The sequence below is a fragment of the Pseudomonas sp. SJZ078 genome, from assembly GCF_007828255.1.
Lineage (GTDB): Bacteria > Pseudomonadota > Gammaproteobacteria > Pseudomonadales > Pseudomonadaceae > Aquipseudomonas.
Genome location: NZ_VIUG01000006.1, coordinates 68196 through 85131, shown reverse-complemented (window position 1 = coordinate 85131; position 16936 = coordinate 68196). Strand labels below are relative to the sequence as shown.

Here is a 16936-nt window from a genome sequence, read left to right as displayed (position 1 = left end):
CTTTGATTCAAAAAAGTTTTATTTCGAGTCCACGTCGGTCCGCAGATGCGGCCAGGCGGCGCGCAGGTATTGGACCATCGACCACAGTGTCAGGCCGGCGGAAATCAGCAGCAGTGCATAGCCCATCAGTACCCAGAAGCTGAAGTCCGAGGGGTTGGCCAGCAGGATGACCAGGGCGAGCATCTGCGCGGCGGTTTTCCATTTGCCGAGGTTCGACACCGCGACCTGGGCGCGAGCACCCAGCTCGGCCATCCACTCGCGCAGTGCCGAGACGACGATTTCACGACCGATGATCACTGCCGCCGGCAAGGTCAGCCAGAGGTTGCCGTGTTCCTGCACCAGCAGCACCAGGGCCACTGCGACCATCAGCTTGTCGGCCACCGGATCGAGGAAAGCGCCGAACGGTGTGCTCTGCTCCAGGCGGCGAGCCAGGTAACCGTCCAGCCAGTCCGTCGCAGCGGCGAAAGCGAAGACCGAAGCGGAGGCCACGTAGCTCCAGTGGTACGGCAAATAGAACAGCAATATGAAGATCGGAATGAGCAGGACGCGTAGAACGGTAAGCAGATTTGGGATATTCATCGGCACAACTGGCTGCGAGGTTGACGGGCATTCTACTCGCTATGCAGGTTCGCATAAATCGACTCTGCGAGCTTTTTACTGATACCGGGAGCTTTGGCGATCTCTTCGATGCTGGCACGAGACAGCTCCTGCAATCCACCGAAATGTTTCAACAAGTCCCGTCGCCGTGTCGGGCCGACCCCTGCCACGCCTTCCAGGGTGGAGGTGCGGCGAGTCTTGCCACGGCGGGCGCGGTGGCCGGTGATGGCGAACCGGTGGGCTTCGTCACGGATCTGCTGGATCAGGTGCAACGCCGGGGAATCCCCTTTCAGGGTGAATTCATGGGCCGCATCGTTCAGGTACAGGGTCTCGAAACCGGCCTTGCGCGTGGCACCCTTGGCCACGCCCAGGAGGATCAGGTCGGGAACCATCAGTTCATTGAGCACGTCGCGGGCCATGGACAGTTGCCCTTTGCCACCGTCCACCAGCAGGATGTCCGGGAGCTTGCCCTCCCCGTCCTTCAGCTTGCCGAAGCGTCGCATCAGTGCCTGGTGCATCGCCGCATAGTCGTCGCCGGCGGTCACGCCTTCGATGTTATAGCGGCGGTAATCGGACTTGATCGGGCCTTCCGGGCCGAACACCACGCAGGACGCCACGGTGGCCTCGCCACTGGAGTGGCTGATGTCATAACACTCCAGCCGCTGCGGTGGTTCGTCCAGGTTGAGGACATCGGCCAAGGCATCGAACCGCGCCGCGACGTGCTGGCGGTTCGCCAAGCGCGCGCCCAGGGCCTGTTCGGCATTGGTGACCGCCAGTTGTTGCCAGCGCGCCCGGGTGCCGCGCACGCGGTGGCTGATGGTCAGCTCGCGACCGCGAAGCGTATGGATGGCTTCAATCAGGGTCGGGAAGTCCTCGTGGACCACATTGACGATCAATTCGCTCGGCAGGTCGCGTTCCGGACTGCTGACGTAGTATTGGCCGAGAAACGCCGACATGACCTCGGCCACGTCTTCCTCGATACCTACCTGGGGGAAGAAGTTCTTGCTGCCAAGCACGCGGCCACCCCGCACGCTGATCAGATGCACGCATGCACCGCCCGGGTTGATGAACGACGCGATCACATCGACGTCGCCGCTGCCACCCTCCATGCTCTGCTGGTCCTGTACACGGCGCAGCAGACCAATCTGGTCGCGCAACTCGGCGGCCTTTTCAAACTCCAGATTGATCGCAGCCTCTTCCATCGCGGTCGACAACTCATCGGCCAGCGCATTGCTACGACCTTCCAGGAACATCACCGAGTGACGCACGTCCTCAGCATAGACTTCGGGCTCGACAAACCCCACACAAGGCGCCTTGCAGCGCTTGATCTGATATTGCAGGCAGGGCCGGGTGCGGTTCTTGTAATAGCTGTCTTCACACTGGCGCACAAAGAAGGTCTTTTGCAGCAGGCTCAGGCTTTCACGAATCGCACCGGCGCTGGGGTAAGGGCCGAAATAGCGGCCCTTGGCCTTTTTCGCGCCACGGTGAATGCTCAGGCGCGGGAACGCCCCATCGGACAGGAACACGTAGGGGTAGGATTTATCATCCCGCAGCAGAATGTTATACGGCGGCCGCCACTCCTTGATCAGCGTCTGCTCGAGCAGCAGCGCCTCGGTTTCGTTGGCGGTGATCGTGGTTTCGATCTGCGCGATGCGCCCCACCAGCGCGGCGGTCTTGGGGGCCAGGCCGGTCTTGCGAAAGTAGCTGGCCAGGCGCTTCTTGAGATTCTTGGCCTTGCCCACGTACAGCAGGCGTGCGTCGCCGTCGAACATGCGGTACACGCCGGGACGGCCACTGCATGTGGACAGGAAAGCACTGGGATCAAACAGTTCGGTCATTATCAGGCGCTGGCATCGACCATGCCATGACGCACTGCCAGCAGCGTCAGTTCGACATCACTGCTGATCGAAAGCTTCTCGAAGATACGGTAACGGTAGGTGTTGACGGTTTTCGGCGACAGGCACAGTTTATCGGAGATGATCTGCACTTTTTGACAACCGACCATCATCAAGGCGATCTGGATTTCCCGCTCCGACAACGCATCGAAGGGCGATTCATTGGTCGGCTGGAATGATTTGATCGCCAACTGCTGGGCGATCTGCGGGCTGATGTAGCGCTGCCCGGCGAACACCAGGCGGATGGCCTGGACCATCTCGTTCAAGCCGGCGCCCTTGGTGAGGTAACCCGCCGCGCCCGCTTGCAGCAACCGGGTCGGGAACGGATCTTCCTCACAGACGGTTACCGCGACCACCTTGATGTCCGGGTGACTGCGCAGCAGCTTGCGCGTGGCCTCAAGACCGCCGATGCCAGGCATCTTCACGTCCATGAGGACCACATCGGGTTTCAATTCACGCGCCTTGATCAGGGACTCTTCCCCGGATTCGGCCTGACCAACCACCTGCAGACCGTCGATGTCAGCCAGCATTCGTGTAATGCCCGTACGAACGAGATCATGGTCATCGACCACTAACACCCTAATCAAGCAGACACCTCACCATTCGGTCTTATATGGACTGCCTCACACCTTAGCAAAAAGCTTCCGGCAGACCTAGCGCCAAGGGGCATTAAAAAGTTACAGCAAGTCTTCCCGGGACAAGCTATCCGAGGCCTCAAGCCTCAGCGTCTCGCTGCATTCTCAGGAAACACTCATCCTCACCCGCGACGTATAGCCCCATGCGTTCATAGAGCTTCCTGGCCGGATTGTCCTTGAACACCGTCAGGCGCAACGCCGGGCGCCGCTCCAACGCGACCATGTCCCATGCCTGTCCAATCGCCCATGTCCCGGCGCCCTGCCCCCGGAACGCCGGGGCGATCTGTAATTCCCGGATATACAAGGCCCTGGCATCGCGGCTCAGACTGACAAACCCCAGCACCCGGTCCTCGCGGCAGATCAGCCAGTTCTGGCGAATGATCCATGCCAGGTCAAATGCCTCGTCCTGCCAGAGCAAATCATGGCGCAGGTAATACGGCAGCATGTTGGCGCAGGTCAGTTGCCGGGCGAAATCGATGTCTGTGGTGGTGGCCGCACGCCACTGGAAACTCATGGGTACCTCGTCAAAACAACGCCAACGAAATTTGCGAGCCGAATGACAGCATCCAGGCGCAAGACCAGAGTTTGTCATAATGTCAGCCAGACTCAATGCCACGAACAATTGCATCTCGGCGATAGAAACTTCTTATTGAATCGGAGCCCCAGCCTCGGTAAGCTCGGGACCATTCATCGGAGACAGACCATGTTCAACGCCCTCTCACCGCTTCAAGCCGTCAGCGCCCCGCGCTCGGTTGCGGCTGCCCGGGCGAACAGCGTTGCTGCTCCGGCCAACTTTTATTTTGGGTATTGGTTTAGCCACTGGCGCGCCTGATACCCAACCGGCGCCCACTTTAACGGGTCGCCTTCCAGAGTTCATAAACCCCCGGTCGGCCTCCCGACCGGGGGTTTTGTTTTTTCAGCCCTGTATTTTTGCAACACCGACAACTTTGAGGGTCAAGCCATGAACTACGCCACTTATTACCGTTACGACTTTTGCGCCTGGCGATTTACCAGCCTCCGCTCGGGACAGCCTGCCGCCTCCGATCGGTCACCTATCGGTGGCATGCCAACACTTAAGGCCAGTACGGCCAACTGTCGAACACCCCACTAGGGCCGGCGCGGGAACGAACCCGCTGCACGCCCAGGAAGCCAGATCATGAATTCGTCCGTCTCCGCTTTGCCGCTGTCCACGCTCAACCCTGCCAATGAAGCCCTGACCCTGCGTCTGCCCAGCTCGTTGCAGCTCAAACATCAAGTCCCCCTCAGCCACGCGTTGAGCCAACAAGTCGACGCCCATCGCCAGGCCGTCCGTGCAATCCTGGACGGTGAGGATGCTCGCCTGCTGGTCATTGTTGGCCCGTGCTCCATCCACGACCCGAGATCCGCCCTTGAATACGCCGCCAACCTGGCGCGCCTGGCCCGCGAGGTGAGCAACAGCATGCTCCTGGTGATGCGCGCCTACGTGGAAAAGCCCCGCACGACCGTGGGCTGGAAAGGCCTGGCGTACGATCCCGACCTGGATGGTAGCGATGACATGGCGGGCGGCCTGACACTGTCCCGGGAACTGATGCGGGAAATGCTGCAGCTCGGCCTGCCCGTCGCCACCGAACTGTTGCAACCCATGGCCGCCAACTACTTCGACGACCTGCTCAGTTGGGTCGCCATTGGCGCACGCACCACCGAATCGCAGATCCACCGGGAAATGGCCAGCGGCCTCGGCATACCCGTCGGCTTCAAGAACGGCACCGACGGCGGCGTCGGGATCGCCTGCGACGCCATGCGCTCCGCCGCCCACCCTCACCGGCATTTCGGCGTCGACGGCCAGGGGCATCCGGCAATCATCCAGACCCAGGGCAACCCCGACACCCACCTGGTGCTGCGGGGTGGACACCGCGGCCCGAACTACGACCGCCAGAGCGTCGCGCAGATACACAATGATCTGAACCGCCTGAAGATACCGGCCCGGATCATGGTGGATTGCAGTCACGCCAACAGCGGCAAGGATCCCTCGCGCCAGCCGGAGGTATTCAACGACGTGCTGGCGCAGCGGCTGCAAGGGAACCGCGCGTTGATCGGCATGATGATCGAGAGCCATCTGTTCGAAGGCTGCCAGCCCATCAGCCCGTCGATGCGCTACGGCGTATCGGTGACTGACGGCTGCCTTGGCTGGGAATCCACCGAGCAACTGCTACGTCAGGCCCACCGTCAGTTGCTATCAGCCACCTGAATGTCGTGCATGCCCTCCTTCGGGAGGGCGTTCGTGGAGCGCACATGAATCTCGACTCCAGCGAAATGCTGGCTCACATCGTCCAGGCGCTCGACCTGATAGCGAACCCGCACCGATCTACCCCGCTGACTCTGCCAATAGTCCGCCGGGACCACGAAGGTCATCGGTTGGCCGACGTTTGACGGGGCGATTTCGCGCTCGCTGACATAGGCGTAGCTGCCATCGCATTGCAGCCAGACCAACTCGCCAATCTCGAATCCGGCATTGTCGATGGTAATGGTTACCCCTTTCTCCTGCTCGTCGACATCCAGCTCACCCTGCTTCACACCCGGGATCCGGGGCGCCCTCAGCGGCGGGCGCACCAGGGCGCCGATGTGCAGCGACAAGGTTTCGGCGCGGCGTACGGAATGGCCGCGCCTGACGACATAAGCCAGCTCCAGGCGATGCCCCAGGTGCGGGGCAATCTGTGCGTGATCTATCCAGAACGAGACTTCGCGGCCGACGGCATGGGCTTCGATGTCCAGTACATCGCGCCAGAGCGCCTTGGAATCCCTGCTGCCGATCAGGATCAGCCGGTCCCCGACAGCCATTCTTGAATAAGGCCGAATGCTCACGCAGGTACCCTCGGGGACACGCTTCGGATCGAGGCTGCCGCCCACCGCATCGGTGGCAACGGCCGGCAGCAGTTGCGGCGCTGCATCACCGATCACCAATTGCAGGGGCTCCGAGTGCATCGGGGCCGGAAGCCGTCTACCGGTGACTTGATAAAAGATGTCCAGCGAGCCGCCGTCCAGCTCGGCGATGTGGGGCTCGCGCACGACGAAGATGACGTCCCGGTCGACCTGTCGTTCTGTGACGGACCGGCGGACCTCATGTCGATACGGCTCGCCGTCCGAATTGAGCCCATGCCAGAACAGCAGCACTTCATCGCCGCACGTCATCATCGGATAGGGTTTGAGAGTAATGGCAACCTTGCTCCAGGCCGGGTTGATCACCCCGCCCTTTGCCGCCGCCAGGATGGGGGCCCGGAGTTTCGTCCGAGCGCTGAGCCGGGCTCGCCGGCCAAATGGGTCAGTGGTCATGTATGGGTTCCAATCCTTGGATGAAGACGCCCTTTCCTGTAACGGCGTCTGACAGAGCCATTAAAACCTGCTCCTCGCAAACCCGCAGTCAGACAAGACGACAGCGCGGGTGGTCCCTTGCACTTGAGACTGTAGCTGCATGCAACCGGGTCTATCAGACGCATCCCGAAACCAAACACATCATTCGGCCACTTTTCTGATTCTTCCCGCCTTCTCTAGTCCGTTTTCGGTCGGCCACAGCGGTTTCTTCCTACACCCCGGCGCAAGAGGCTGCATTACAGTGGTGTCGCAAATTCAACATGAACCTCTTCGAAAAAGGTACGAACATGCAACGGAATGCAACCACTCAATTTCCTATCCTGTTGGTACATGGTTTGTTCGGGTTTGACAGGGTCGCTGGCTCCGAACTTTTCCTGGGCATCAAGCAGGCACTGCGCAGCGCCGGCGCCCGGGCATTCATCCCATACCTGTCGGCCACCTACGCCAATGAGGCTCGCGGTGAAGAGTTGCTACTCCAGATCGATCGGGTCCTGAGCGGAACCGGGGCCACCAGGGTCAACCTGATCGGGCACGGCCAAGGCGCATTGGCGTCCCGCTATGCCGCTGCGCTGGCGCCCGGAAAGGTCGCCTCGGTGACCTCGGTCAGCGGGCCCAACCACGGCTCGGAACTGGCCGACTTCCTGCGCAAGGCCCTCACGCCCGGACGCCTGCCGGAGCACGTCGCGAGCAGGGTCGCCACATTGTTTGTCGACTTTATTGCGCTGCTCGGCGGCCAGGCACGACTCCCACACAACGCCATCGCCGCATTGGCGGCACTGACCACTGAAGGCGTTGGCGCATTCAACGACAAATACCCGCAAGGCCTGCCCAGGAACTGGGGAAGCAAGGGACCGGAGCTGGTCAACGGCGTGCGCTACTACTCCTGGAGCGGCACGCTGCAAGAAACACCCGGCGCAGAGCCCAAGGCGACGGATCCCTTCCAGGTGTTCTGCCGGGCCTTCTCCGAATATTTCATCACCGAAGCCGGACAGAACGACGGGCTGGTGGGGCGCTTCAGCTCGCACCTGGGCAGGGTCATCCGCTCCGACTATCCGATGGATCATCTGCAGGCCATCCATCATCCGTCCGGGTGCACGCACAAGGGGACAACCCCGCTGGAACTTTATGTACGGCACGCCGAACGCCTGCGCAAAGCGGGGCTGTAATCGGCAGGTTCAAGGTTTTGACGCATTTTTGACAACAACCGTCCAGTGATTCCGGTAGGCTCACCCCCTTTAAACCTGTTGAAAGGAAATTCCCATGGCAAAAGCCACTGCCCGCCACATCCTGGTTTCCAGCGAAGACAAGTGCAACGAACTCAAGACCCAGATCGAAGCCGGTGCCGATTTCGCCGAAATCGCGAAAGCCAACTCCACGTGCCCGTCCAGCCGTCAGGGCGGCGACCTGGGTTCGTTCAGCCCGGGCCAGATGGTCAAAGAATTCGACACCGTGGTGTTCAGCGCACCGATCAACGTGGTACAGGGCCCGGTCAAGACCCAGTTCGGCTATCACTTGCTGGAAGTGACCAGCCGCCAGGACTGAGCGTGACGGTGGTGAGGGAACTTGCTCCCTCGCCACCGCAGTTTCTCGCACCACTCCTTGACCATAGGGCTGGCGATCAGCGCGCCGCTCGCGTAAAAATCGTGGTCATCGATCACCCGGCTTTAAGGCTGACAATGCGACTGGTGTTTCCCTCTCTGTTTCTGGCTGCCGCGCTCCTGCTGACAGGCGCCGCCGGTGTGTCTGCCGCACCACAACATGCCCTGACCGTCTATGGTGAACCGGCCAAGTACCCCGATGGCTTCAGCCATTTCGCCTATGCCAATCCCCAGGCTCCCAAGGGTGGCACCCTGCGCCGCTCGGCCATCGAGATCGGCCAGTTCGATCACGTGCTGCCCTACATCGACAAAGGCATCGGGGTCAGCCAGATCGACGGCATGCTGTATTCGCCCCTGGCCCAACGCTCCCTGGATGAGCCCTACACCGTCTACGGCCTGGTGGCACAAAGCATGGAACGCGCGGATGACGGCCTGTCCCTGCGCTTCTACCTGAACCCCAAGGCCCGCTTTGCCGACGGCAAGCCCATCACCGCCGAAGACGTGCGCTACAGCTTCGAGCTGCTGATGACCCAGGGCAGCCTGCGCTATCGCACCCAGTTCGCGGCCGTCAAAGGCGTCGAAGTTGAAGGCGAGCGCACCGTTCGCTTCGATTTCAAGAGCAACGAAAACCGCACCCTGCCCCTGGATATCGCCACCCTACCGGTGTTTCCCGAGCATTGGTGGAAAACCCGCGACTTTGCCAGCGGAGGTGGCTATGAAGCGCCGCTGGGCAGCGGGCCGTACCGGGTCGGCAAGGTCGATTCCGGGCGCAGCATCACCTTCGAACGCAACGCCGACTGGTGGGGCAAGGACCTGCCGGTCAGCCGAGGGCTCTATAACTTCGATCATTTCAGCATCGAGTACTTCGGCGACACCGATGTGGCGCGCCAGGTACTGCGTGGCGGCGCCTACGACTACAACCGCGAATTCTCCGCCACGGGTTTTTCCATCGGCTACGACAGCCCGGCGCTGCGCGACGGGCGCCTGCAGAAAGCCCACCTGGCCACCGAAGCCCCACAAACGGCCCAGGGCTTCGTGTTCAATCTGCAAAAGCCGCAGTTCCAGGATCGCCGCGTACGCCAGGCCCTGGCGATGCTCTGGGATTTCGAATGGAGCAACCGGCAGATGATGCGCAACCTCTATGTACGCCAGCAGAGCTTCTTCTCCAACACCGACCTGGCTGCCCGAGAGCTGCCCGATGCGGGCGAACTGGCAATCCTTGAACCGCTGCGCGGGAAAGTCCCCGACGAGGTTTTCACCCAGGTGTTCCAGGCGCCGAAGACCGACGGCAGCGGCGTGATCCGCGACAAGCAATTGCAGGCCCTGGCACTGCTGGAACAGGCCGGCTGGAAACCCGATGGTGATCGCCTGGTCAATGCCCAGGGCGAGCCGCTGAGTTTCACCTTCCTCAACAGCCAGAACGGCATGGACCGCCTGCTGCTGCCCTACAAACGCACGCTGGCGCAGATCGGCATCGACATGAGCATCCGGCGCATCGACCCATCCCAGTACGTCAACCGCCTGATGAGTCGCGACTACGACATGATCGTCACCGGTTACCCGGTCAGCACCTCGCCCGGCACCGAGCTCTACAATTACTTCGGTTCGGCGGCAGCCAACGACCCGGGTGCCAACAACTACATGGCATTGCAGAATCCTGCTGTCGATGCACTGATCGACGGGCTGGTCAAGGCCACCACCCAGGACGACATGCTCCGTCACGCCCACGCGCTGGACCGGGTGCTGCAATGGAACTACTACTGGATTCCCAACTACTACCCACCGGGCAGCTCGACCGTATGGTGGAACCGCTTCGGCATGCCCAAGGTGCAAGCCGCCAATGACGAGGCCATCGAGAGCTGGTGGGAAGTCAGCACCACGCCCTTGACCAATGAGCAGATGACCGCCGAGCGAATCAGGCGTGGTACCTCTGGAGGGCGTCACTGATGTGGGCTTATATCGCACGACGCCTGCTGCTGATCATCCCGACCCTGGTGATCATCCTGCTGGTCAATTTCGTCATCGTCCAGGCGGCCCCGGGCGGCCCGGTGGAACAGGCCATCGCCCACCTGCAAGGCATCGGTGGCGCCAGCGTCGGCAGCTCTGGCAATGCCATGACCGGCAGCTCCCGGGCCAGCCGCGGCCTGGATCCGCAACTGATCAAGGACATCGAAAAACAATACGGCTTCGACAAACCGGCCCATGAACGCCTGTGGCTGATGCTCAGCAGCTACGCCCGCCTGGACTTCGGCAAGAGTTTCTTCCGGGGCGCCACGGTCACCGACCTGATCCTGGAAAAGATGCCGGTGACCATTTCCCTCGGGTTGTGGGCGACGCTGATCACCTACCTGGTGTCGATTCCACTGGGCATCCGCAAGGCGGTGCATCACGGGTCGGCCTTCGATATCTGGAGCAGCACGGCGATCATCATCGGTTATGCGATGCCGGCGTTCCTCTTCGCAATGTTCCTGATCGTGATGTTCGCGGGCGGGACGTCGCTGAACTGGTTTCCGGTGCGCGGACTGGTGTCGGACAACTTCGAATCGCTGTCGACCCTGGGCAAGATCACCGATTACTTCTGGCACCTGGTGCTGCCGGTCACATCATTGGTGATCGGCGGCTTCGCCACCCTGACCATCCTGACCAAGAACTCGTTCCTCAATGAAATCACCCGCCAATACGTGGTCACGGCGCGAGCCAAGGGCATGAGTGAACGACGGGTGCTATACGGGCACGTGTTCCGCAACGCCATGCTGTTGGTGGTGTCGGGAATTCCCCAGGCGTTCATCAGCGTGTTCTTCGCCGGATCGTTGCTGATCGAGGTGATCTTCTCCCTCGATGGCCTGGGCCGCATGAGCTATGAGGCAGCCGTATCCCGGGACTATCCGGTGGTATTCGGTTCGCTGTTCATCTTCACGCTGTTCGGCCTGCTGATCAAACTCATCGGCGACCTCTGCTACACCCTGGTGGACCCGCGCATCGACTTCGCCGCGAGGAACGCCTGATGCTCAGATTCTCGCCCCTGGGCCGACGGCGTTTCGAGCGTTTCAAGAAGAACCGCCGCGGCTGGTGGTCGCTGTGGCTGTTCATCGGTCTGTTCATCCTGACCCTGGGCGGCGAGCTGATCGCCAATGACAAGCCCCTGGTGGTGAGCTATCAGCACTCGCTGTACTTCCCGGTGTTCAAGCGCTACACCGAACAGGAATTTGGCGGGCAGCTACCGTTCCAGGCCGACTACCGCAGCAGCTACGTGCAGAACCTGATCCGCAAGGACGGCGGCTGGCTGCTGTTCCCGCCGATCCCGTTCAGCGACGACACCCCCAACTACGACCTCAACCAACCGGCCCCGAGCCCGCCCACCTCGGTGAACTGGCTGGGCACCGACGACCAGTCCCGTGACGTACTGGCCCGGGTGATCTTCGGCGCCCGGGTATCGATCCTGTTCGCCCTGGCGCTGACGGCCATCAGCGCGCTGATCGGCATCGCCGCCGGGGCGTTGCAGGGGTATTACGGCGGCTGGGTGGACCTGTTGGGCCAACGCCTGCTGGAAGTCTGGTCCGGGCTGCCGGTGCTCTATCTGCTGATCATCCTCTCCGGTTTCGTCGAGCCGAATTTCTGGTGGTTGCTGGGGATCATGGCGCTGTTCTCCTGGCTGGCCCTGGTGGACGTGGTCCGCGCCGAGTTCCTGCGCGGGCGCAACCTCGAATACGTCAAGGCCGCCAGGGCCCTGGGCCTGACTGACCGCAAGGTGATCGTGCGGCACATCCTGCCCAACGCGATGAACGCGACCCTGAGTTATCTGCCGTTCATCCTCACCGGAGCGATCTCCACCCTCACCGCCCTGGACTTCCTCGGCTTCGGCATGCCGGCCGGCAGCGCGTCCCTGGGCGAGTTGATTGCGCAAGGCAAACAGAACCTGCAAGCACCCTGGCTGGGACTGACGGCATTCTTCACCCTGGCCTTGATTCTTTCCCTGTTGGTGTTCATTGGCGAGGCTTTGCGTGATGCATTCGATCCCAGGTCCTGATCTGGACGTGCGTGACAACCTGATCGAAATCCGCGACCTGAGCGTGGTCTTCAACGACCACGCCGTCGTGCGCAACCTGTGCCTGGATATCCGCCCCGGCGAGTGTCTGGCCCTGGTGGGTGAATCGGGCTCCGGCAAATCGGTGACGGCCCATTCGATCCTGCAACTGCTGCCGCCAACCGAGAGCCGTACCAGCGGCAGTATTCGCTATCGCGGCCAGGAACTGGTCGGTGCCCAGGCCAGCACCCTGCGGGCGCTGCGCGGCAACCGCATTGCGATGATCTTCCAGGAGCCGATGACCTCCCTCAACCCGCTGCACAGCGTCGAAAAGCAGATCGGCGAAACCCTGATGCTGCACAAGGGCCTGGGCGGCAAAGCAGCACGCCAGCGCATCCTGGAACTGCTGGCCCTGGTGGGCATCCAGAAACCCGTCGAACGGCTCAAGGCCTACCCGCACCAGCTCTCCGGCGGCCAGCGGCAACGGGTCATGATTGCTATGGCCCTGGCCTGTGAACCAGAGCTGTTGATCGCCGACGAACCAACCACGGCGCTGGACGTGACCGTGCAACGCAAAATCCTGCTGCTGCTCAAGTCCCTCCAGCAACGGCTCGGCATGTCTTTGCTGTTGATCAGCCACGACCTGAACCTGGTGCGCAGCATCGCCCAGCGGGTGTGCGTTATGAAGGCCGGGGAAATCGTCGAGCAGGCGCCGTGCGAAACCCTCTTCAGCGCGCCGAAGCATCCCTACAGCTGTGAACTGCTGCACGCCGAACCGGAGGGTGAAGCCCTGCCCCGGGACGAGCGCGAAGACGTGCTGCAGGTCCAGGACCTGCGAGTCAGCTTCGCCCTGGGCGGCGGGTTGTTCCGGCGCAAGGAATACCTGCGCGCCGTCGACGGCATCAGCCTGAACATCCAGCGCGGCAAAACCCTGGGCATCGTCGGCGAATCCGGCTCCGGCAAGTCCACACTCGGCCAGGCGGTCCTGCGGCTGATCGAATCCGAAGGCAGCATCCGCTTCCAGGGTGAAGCCCTCGACGCGCTGTCGCAGAAAGAACTGCGGCCGTGGCGCAAGCAGATGCAGGTGGTGTTCCAGGACCCGTTCGGTAGCCTCAGTCCACGGATGTCGGTGCAGCAGATCATCAGCGAAGGCCTTGAAGTCCACAGTCCGTCCAGCGCCCAGGAGTGCGAGGCCCGGGTTATCCAGGCCCTCAACGAAGTCGGCCTCGACCCGCAGAGTCGCCATCGCTACCCACACGAATTTTCCGGCGGCCAACGCCAGCGCATCGCCATTGCCCGGGCCCTGGTGCTCAAGCCGGCCCTGATCCTGCTGGACGAGCCTACCTCGGCACTGGATCGTACCGTGCAGAAACAAGTGGTCGCCCTGCTCCGCCAGCTCCAGGAGAAGCACGGCCTGACCTACTTGTTCATCAGCCATGACCTGGCGGTGGTGCGCGCCCTGGCCCATGACATGATCGTGATCAAGGACGGCAAGGTGGTCGAATGCGGCGCCAGCCATGAGGTGTTCGACGCACCCAAACACCCTTACACCAAGGAGCTGTTGGCGGCGGCGCATCCGGGGTGGGCATAATGCGGCGCATGACTTGACACCGTGTCGCGCCCATCGCGAGCAGGCTCGCTCCCACATTGGAATGCGGTCACCTGTGGGAGCGAGCCTGCTCGCGATGGCGGCCTGACAGGCAATACACAACCCGGACCAGACCATGACCCCCACCGAAAACCTCAAGGACTACCAGCGCGTACGCACCCTGGCGATTCGCTCCTTGTTCGAGATCATCGAACAGTCCAGCGAAGGCACGGTGATCGTCGACCGTGACGCCAACATCGTCTGGATGAACGAGCGCTACGCCCGGCGCTTCGGCCTGAACTCGGCCCAGGAAGCCATTGGCCGGGCCTGCGAGAGCGTGATCCCCGGTAGCCTGCTACGGGAAGTGGTGCGCACCGGGCGACCGATCCTGCTGGACATGCAGGAGATGCCCAAGGAGCCGCTGGTGGTCATGCGCCTGCCAATCCATGACAGCACCGGCGCGGTCATCGGCGCCATCGGCTTTGCCTTGTTCGGTGAACTGCATAGCCTGTCGCCGATGCTCAAGCGCTACCAGAGTATGCAGGAAGAACTGGCCTCGACCCGTTCGCTGCTGCGGGCGCGGCAGACCAAGTACAACTTCGCCCATTTCATTGGCACCAGCAGCGCCGGCCTGGAGGTCAAGCGCCGTGCCCGCCGTAGCGCCAGCACCGATTCCCCGGTGTTGCTGCTTGGCGAAACCGGCACCGGCAAGGAGCTGCTGGCCCAGGCGATCCACAGCGCCTCGCCACGGGCGCACAAGGCATTCGTCAGCATCAACAGCGCGGCGATTCCCGAATCGCTGTTGGAAGCCGAGTTCTTCGGCACCGCGCCCGGAGCGTTCACCGGGGCCGACCGCAAGGGCCGCGCCGGCAAGCTGCAGATCGCCCAGGGCGGCACGTTGTTCCTCGACGAGATCGGCGACATGCCGCTGCCGCTGCAAAGCAAACTGCTGCGGGTGCTGCAGGAAAAGGAATATGAACCGGTGGGGTCCAACGAAGTGCTGCAAAGCGATGTCCGTGTAATCGCTGCCACGTCCATGGATCTGGAAGCGGCGATCAAGCGCGGTGAGTTCCGCGCCGACCTGTACTACCGCCTCAATGTGCTGCCGATCCAGGTCCCGCCTCTGCGCGAGCGCCTGGATGACCTGCCGGCCCTGAGCGAGGCGATCCTCGAAGACCTGCGCAGCCAGCACGAACTTAACCCCGACGCCCTCGATCTGTTGGGGCAACACGCCTGGCCAGGCAACATCCGCGAGCTGCGCAACGTGCTGGAGCGGGCCGCGCTGCTCAGCGATAACCTGCAACTCACCGCTGCCGACATCCACGCGGCCATCGGCACATTCACGCCGGTGACCCGCACAGCCAGCGCGAACCTGGAGTCATTGCCTCAGGAAACCTTCGCCCAGGCTCGGGCCCGATTCGACCGTCAGCTGATCGAAACCACCCTCGCGCAGTGCGGCGGCAAGGTGATCGAAGCGGCGGAGCGGTTGGGGCTGGGGCGGTCGACGTTGTACAAGAAGATGGTGGCGTTGGGGATTGCAGAGTCTCCATAAAGAGACAACATATCTCTGTTTTTAGACTAGCTATTTTTTGAGTGCTTCGCACTCATCGCGAGCAGGCTCGCTCCCACAGTGGAGCGCATTCCTCAGCAATACCCCACTTCCCTGTGGGAGCGAGCCTGCTCGCGATGAGGCCAGTAGCCTCTCAAAAAATCTCAAAACAGAGACAAAGTTTTTCACCACTCTAATCAACCATTAAAAATCCCTATATATTTCAACAAGTTAAACAACTGGCATAAAAATGGCTAAACAGTCTCCCACCGCTTCACCACAACAATAACAATCCCAGGAGACACACCATGAGTGTGATCATTGCCTTGGCGGCCCTCGCGCTGCTGATGGTTGCCGCCTACCGTGGCTACAGCGTCATCCTCTTCGCCCCCATCGCCGCCCTCGGCGCCGTCCTGCTTACCGACCCCTCCGCCGTCGCCCCTGCCTTCACCGGAGTGTTCATGGAGAAAATGGTCGGGTTCATCAAACTGTATTTCCCGGTGTTCCTGCTCGGCGCGGTGTTCGGCAAGCTGATCGAGTTGTCGGGCTTCTCCCGCTCCATCGTGGCCGCGGCGATTCGCTTGCTGGGCACGCGCCAGGCGATGCTGGTGATCGTGCTGGTCTGCGCCTTGCTGACCTATGGCGGTGTGTCGCTGTTCGTCGTGGTGTTCGCGGTGTATCCGTTCGCCGCCGAAATGTTCCGCCAGAGCAATATCCCCAAGCGCCTGATCCCGGCCACCATCGCCCTCGGTGCGTTTTCCTTCACCATGGACGCCCTGCCCGGCACGCCGCAGATCCAGAACATCATCCCCAGCACCTTCTTCAACACCACCGCCTGGGCCGCGCCGTGGCTGGGTGTGATCGGCACGTTGTTCGTGTTCAGCATCGGCATGCTGTTCCTGCAACGCCAGCGCAACAAGGCCCAGCGCGTGGGCGAAGGCTACGGCACCGAACTGCGCAACGAGCCGGAAACCGCCGAAGACATCAAGCTGCCCAACCCGTGGATCGCCGTTTCGCCGCTGCTGGCGGTCGGCATCATGAACCTGCTGTTCACCCAGTGGATCCCCCAGTGGTACGGCAAGACCCACAGCCTGGCGCTGCCGGGCATGGCGGCACCGGTGACCAGCGACGTGGCCAAACTCACCGCGATCTGGGCGGTACAGGCCGCATTGTTGGTGGGCATCATCATGGTCCTGCTGTTCGGCTACCGGGCCATTCGCAGCAAGCTGGCCGAAGGCAGTAAAAGTGCGGTAGGCGGTGCGCTGCTCGCGGCGATGAATACCGCCTCGGAATACGGCTTCGGCGCGGTCATCGCCTCGCTGCCGGGCTTCCTGGTACTGGCCGACTGGCTCAAGAGCATTCCCAACCCACTGGTCAACGAAGCCGTGACCGTGACGCTGCTGGCGGGCATCACCGGCTCCGCGTCGGGTGGCATGAGCATCGCCCTGGCGGCGATGTCCGAAACCTTCATCAGCGCCGCCCATGCCGCCAACATTCCCTTGGAAGTGCTGCACCGGGTTGCGGCCATGGCCAGCGGCGGCATGGACACCCTGCCTCACAACGGCGCGGTGATCACCTTGCTGGCGGTCACCGGGCTGACCCACCGCGAAGCCTACAAAGACATTTTCTGCATTACGCTGATCAAGACCCTCGCGGTTTTCGTGGTGATCGGTGTGTTCTACGCCACTGGCATTGTATGAGG

General features: G+C 62.0%; 14 protein-coding genes. 9 read left to right on the top strand and 5 right to left on the bottom strand.

Annotated elements, in window-relative coordinates; translation table 11 throughout:
* Positions 1–18: 18 nt before the first annotated feature.
* From pgsA to FBY02_RS08245, 4 genes are all read right to left on the bottom strand, one after another.
* The gene (gene pgsA, locus FBY02_RS08260) at positions 19–579 is read right to left on the bottom strand and encodes a CDP-diacylglycerol--glycerol-3-phosphate 3-phosphatidyltransferase (RefSeq protein ID WP_144925813.1); all 561 of its coding nucleotides are present in this window, start codon (positions 577–579) and stop codon (positions 19–21) included.
* Between the two features lie 32 nt (positions 580–611).
* A complete protein-coding gene (gene uvrC, locus FBY02_RS08255) occupies positions 612–2435 on the bottom strand; it encodes an excinuclease ABC subunit UvrC (protein WP_144925810.1) in 1824 nt (607 codons plus the stop codon).
* Positions 2436–2437: 2 nt separating this feature from the next.
* A complete protein-coding gene (gene uvrY, locus FBY02_RS08250) occupies positions 2438–3079 on the bottom strand; it encodes a UvrY/SirA/GacA family response regulator transcription factor (protein WP_144925806.1) in 642 nt (213 codons plus the stop codon).
* A 127-nt stretch (positions 3080–3206) separates the two neighbouring features.
* Entirely contained in the window at positions 3207–3641 is a 435-nt protein-coding gene (locus FBY02_RS08245; RefSeq protein WP_144925803.1) for an N-acetyltransferase, read from the bottom strand.
* Positions 3642–4283: 642 nt separating this feature from the next.
* Between FBY02_RS08245 and FBY02_RS08240 the strand changes: the two genes are divergently transcribed.
* On the top strand, positions 4284–5354 hold the full coding sequence (locus FBY02_RS08240; protein WP_144925800.1) for a 3-deoxy-7-phosphoheptulonate synthase: 1071 nt from the start codon (positions 4284–4286) through the stop codon (positions 5352–5354).
* On the opposite strand, the gene FBY02_RS08235 is transcribed toward FBY02_RS08240, so the two are convergent.
* Entirely contained in the window at positions 5333–6436 is a 1104-nt protein-coding gene (locus FBY02_RS08235) for a hypothetical protein (protein ID WP_256662498.1), read from the bottom strand. The genes FBY02_RS08240 and FBY02_RS08235 overlap by 22 nt on opposite strands.
* Positions 6437–6762: 326 nt before the next feature.
* On the opposite strand from FBY02_RS08235, the gene FBY02_RS08230 reads away from it, so the two are divergent.
* From FBY02_RS08230 to FBY02_RS08195, 8 genes are all read left to right on the top strand, one after another.
* Positions 6763–7641: a triacylglycerol lipase gene (locus tag FBY02_RS08230; RefSeq protein ID WP_144925797.1), complete on the top strand. Its 879-nt coding sequence runs from the start codon at positions 6763–6765 to the stop codon at positions 7639–7641.
* A gap of 94 nt (positions 7642–7735) precedes the next feature.
* Complete coding sequence (locus tag FBY02_RS08225; protein WP_144925793.1) at positions 7736–8017, top strand: peptidylprolyl isomerase; 282 nt, start codon at positions 7736–7738, stop codon at positions 8015–8017.
* A 134-nt stretch (positions 8018–8151) separates the two neighbouring features.
* Positions 8152–10020: an extracellular solute-binding protein gene (locus FBY02_RS08220; protein ID WP_144925790.1), complete on the top strand. Its 1869-nt coding sequence runs from the start codon at positions 8152–8154 to the stop codon at positions 10018–10020.
* Positions 10020–11078, top strand: a complete 1059-nt coding sequence (locus FBY02_RS08215) for a microcin C ABC transporter permease YejB (protein WP_144925787.1) — start codon at positions 10020–10022, stop codon at positions 11076–11078. Before FBY02_RS08220 ends, FBY02_RS08215 begins: the two co-directional genes overlap by 1 nt.
* The gene (locus tag FBY02_RS08210) at positions 11078–12100 is read left to right on the top strand and encodes an ABC transporter permease (protein ID WP_144925784.1); all 1023 of its coding nucleotides are present in this window, start codon (positions 11078–11080) and stop codon (positions 12098–12100) included. The genes FBY02_RS08215 and FBY02_RS08210 overlap by 1 nt, the downstream gene beginning before the upstream one ends.
* A gap of 7 nt (positions 12101–12107) precedes the next feature.
* A complete protein-coding gene (locus FBY02_RS08205) occupies positions 12108–13688 on the top strand; it encodes an ABC transporter ATP-binding protein (RefSeq protein ID WP_144926085.1) in 1581 nt (526 codons plus the stop codon).
* 133 nt (positions 13689–13821) lie between these two features.
* A complete protein-coding gene (locus tag FBY02_RS08200) occupies positions 13822–15237 on the top strand; it encodes a sigma-54-dependent Fis family transcriptional regulator (RefSeq protein ID WP_144925780.1) in 1416 nt (471 codons plus the stop codon).
* A gap of 305 nt (positions 15238–15542) precedes the next feature.
* Positions 15543–16934, top strand: a complete 1392-nt coding sequence (locus tag FBY02_RS08195; RefSeq protein WP_144925777.1) for a GntP family permease — start codon at positions 15543–15545, stop codon at positions 16932–16934.
* The last annotated feature ends 2 nt before the right edge of the window (positions 16935–16936 follow it).

Coding starts and splice junctions, on each gene's coding strand:
- pgsA (WP_144925813.1), bottom strand. CDS start 579: ATGAATATCCCAAATCTGCTTACCGTTCTACGCGTCCTGCTCATTCCG.
- uvrC (WP_144925810.1), bottom strand. CDS start 2,435: ATGACCGAACTGTTTGATCCCAGTGCTTTCCTGTCCACATGCAGTGGC.
- FBY02_RS08245 (WP_144925803.1), bottom strand. CDS start 3,641: ATGAGTTTCCAGTGGCGTGCGGCCACCACCACAGACATCGATTTCGCC.
- FBY02_RS08240 (WP_144925800.1), top strand. CDS start 4,284: ATGAATTCGTCCGTCTCCGCTTTGCCGCTGTCCACGCTCAACCCTGCC.
- FBY02_RS08235 (WP_256662498.1), bottom strand. CDS start 6,436: ATGACCACTGACCCATTTGGCCGGCGAGCCCGGCTCAGCGCTCGGACG.
- FBY02_RS08230 (WP_144925797.1), top strand. CDS start 6,763: ATGCAACGGAATGCAACCACTCAATTTCCTATCCTGTTGGTACATGGT.
- FBY02_RS08225 (WP_144925793.1), top strand. CDS start 7,736: ATGGCAAAAGCCACTGCCCGCCACATCCTGGTTTCCAGCGAAGACAAG.
- FBY02_RS08220 (WP_144925790.1), top strand. CDS start 8,152: ATGCGACTGGTGTTTCCCTCTCTGTTTCTGGCTGCCGCGCTCCTGCTG.
- FBY02_RS08215 (WP_144925787.1), top strand. CDS start 10,020: ATGTGGGCTTATATCGCACGACGCCTGCTGCTGATCATCCCGACCCTG.
- FBY02_RS08210 (WP_144925784.1), top strand. CDS start 11,078: ATGCTCAGATTCTCGCCCCTGGGCCGACGGCGTTTCGAGCGTTTCAAG.
- FBY02_RS08200 (WP_144925780.1), top strand. CDS start 13,822: ATGACCCCCACCGAAAACCTCAAGGACTACCAGCGCGTACGCACCCTG.
- FBY02_RS08195 (WP_144925777.1), top strand. CDS start 15,543: ATGAGTGTGATCATTGCCTTGGCGGCCCTCGCGCTGCTGATGGTTGCC.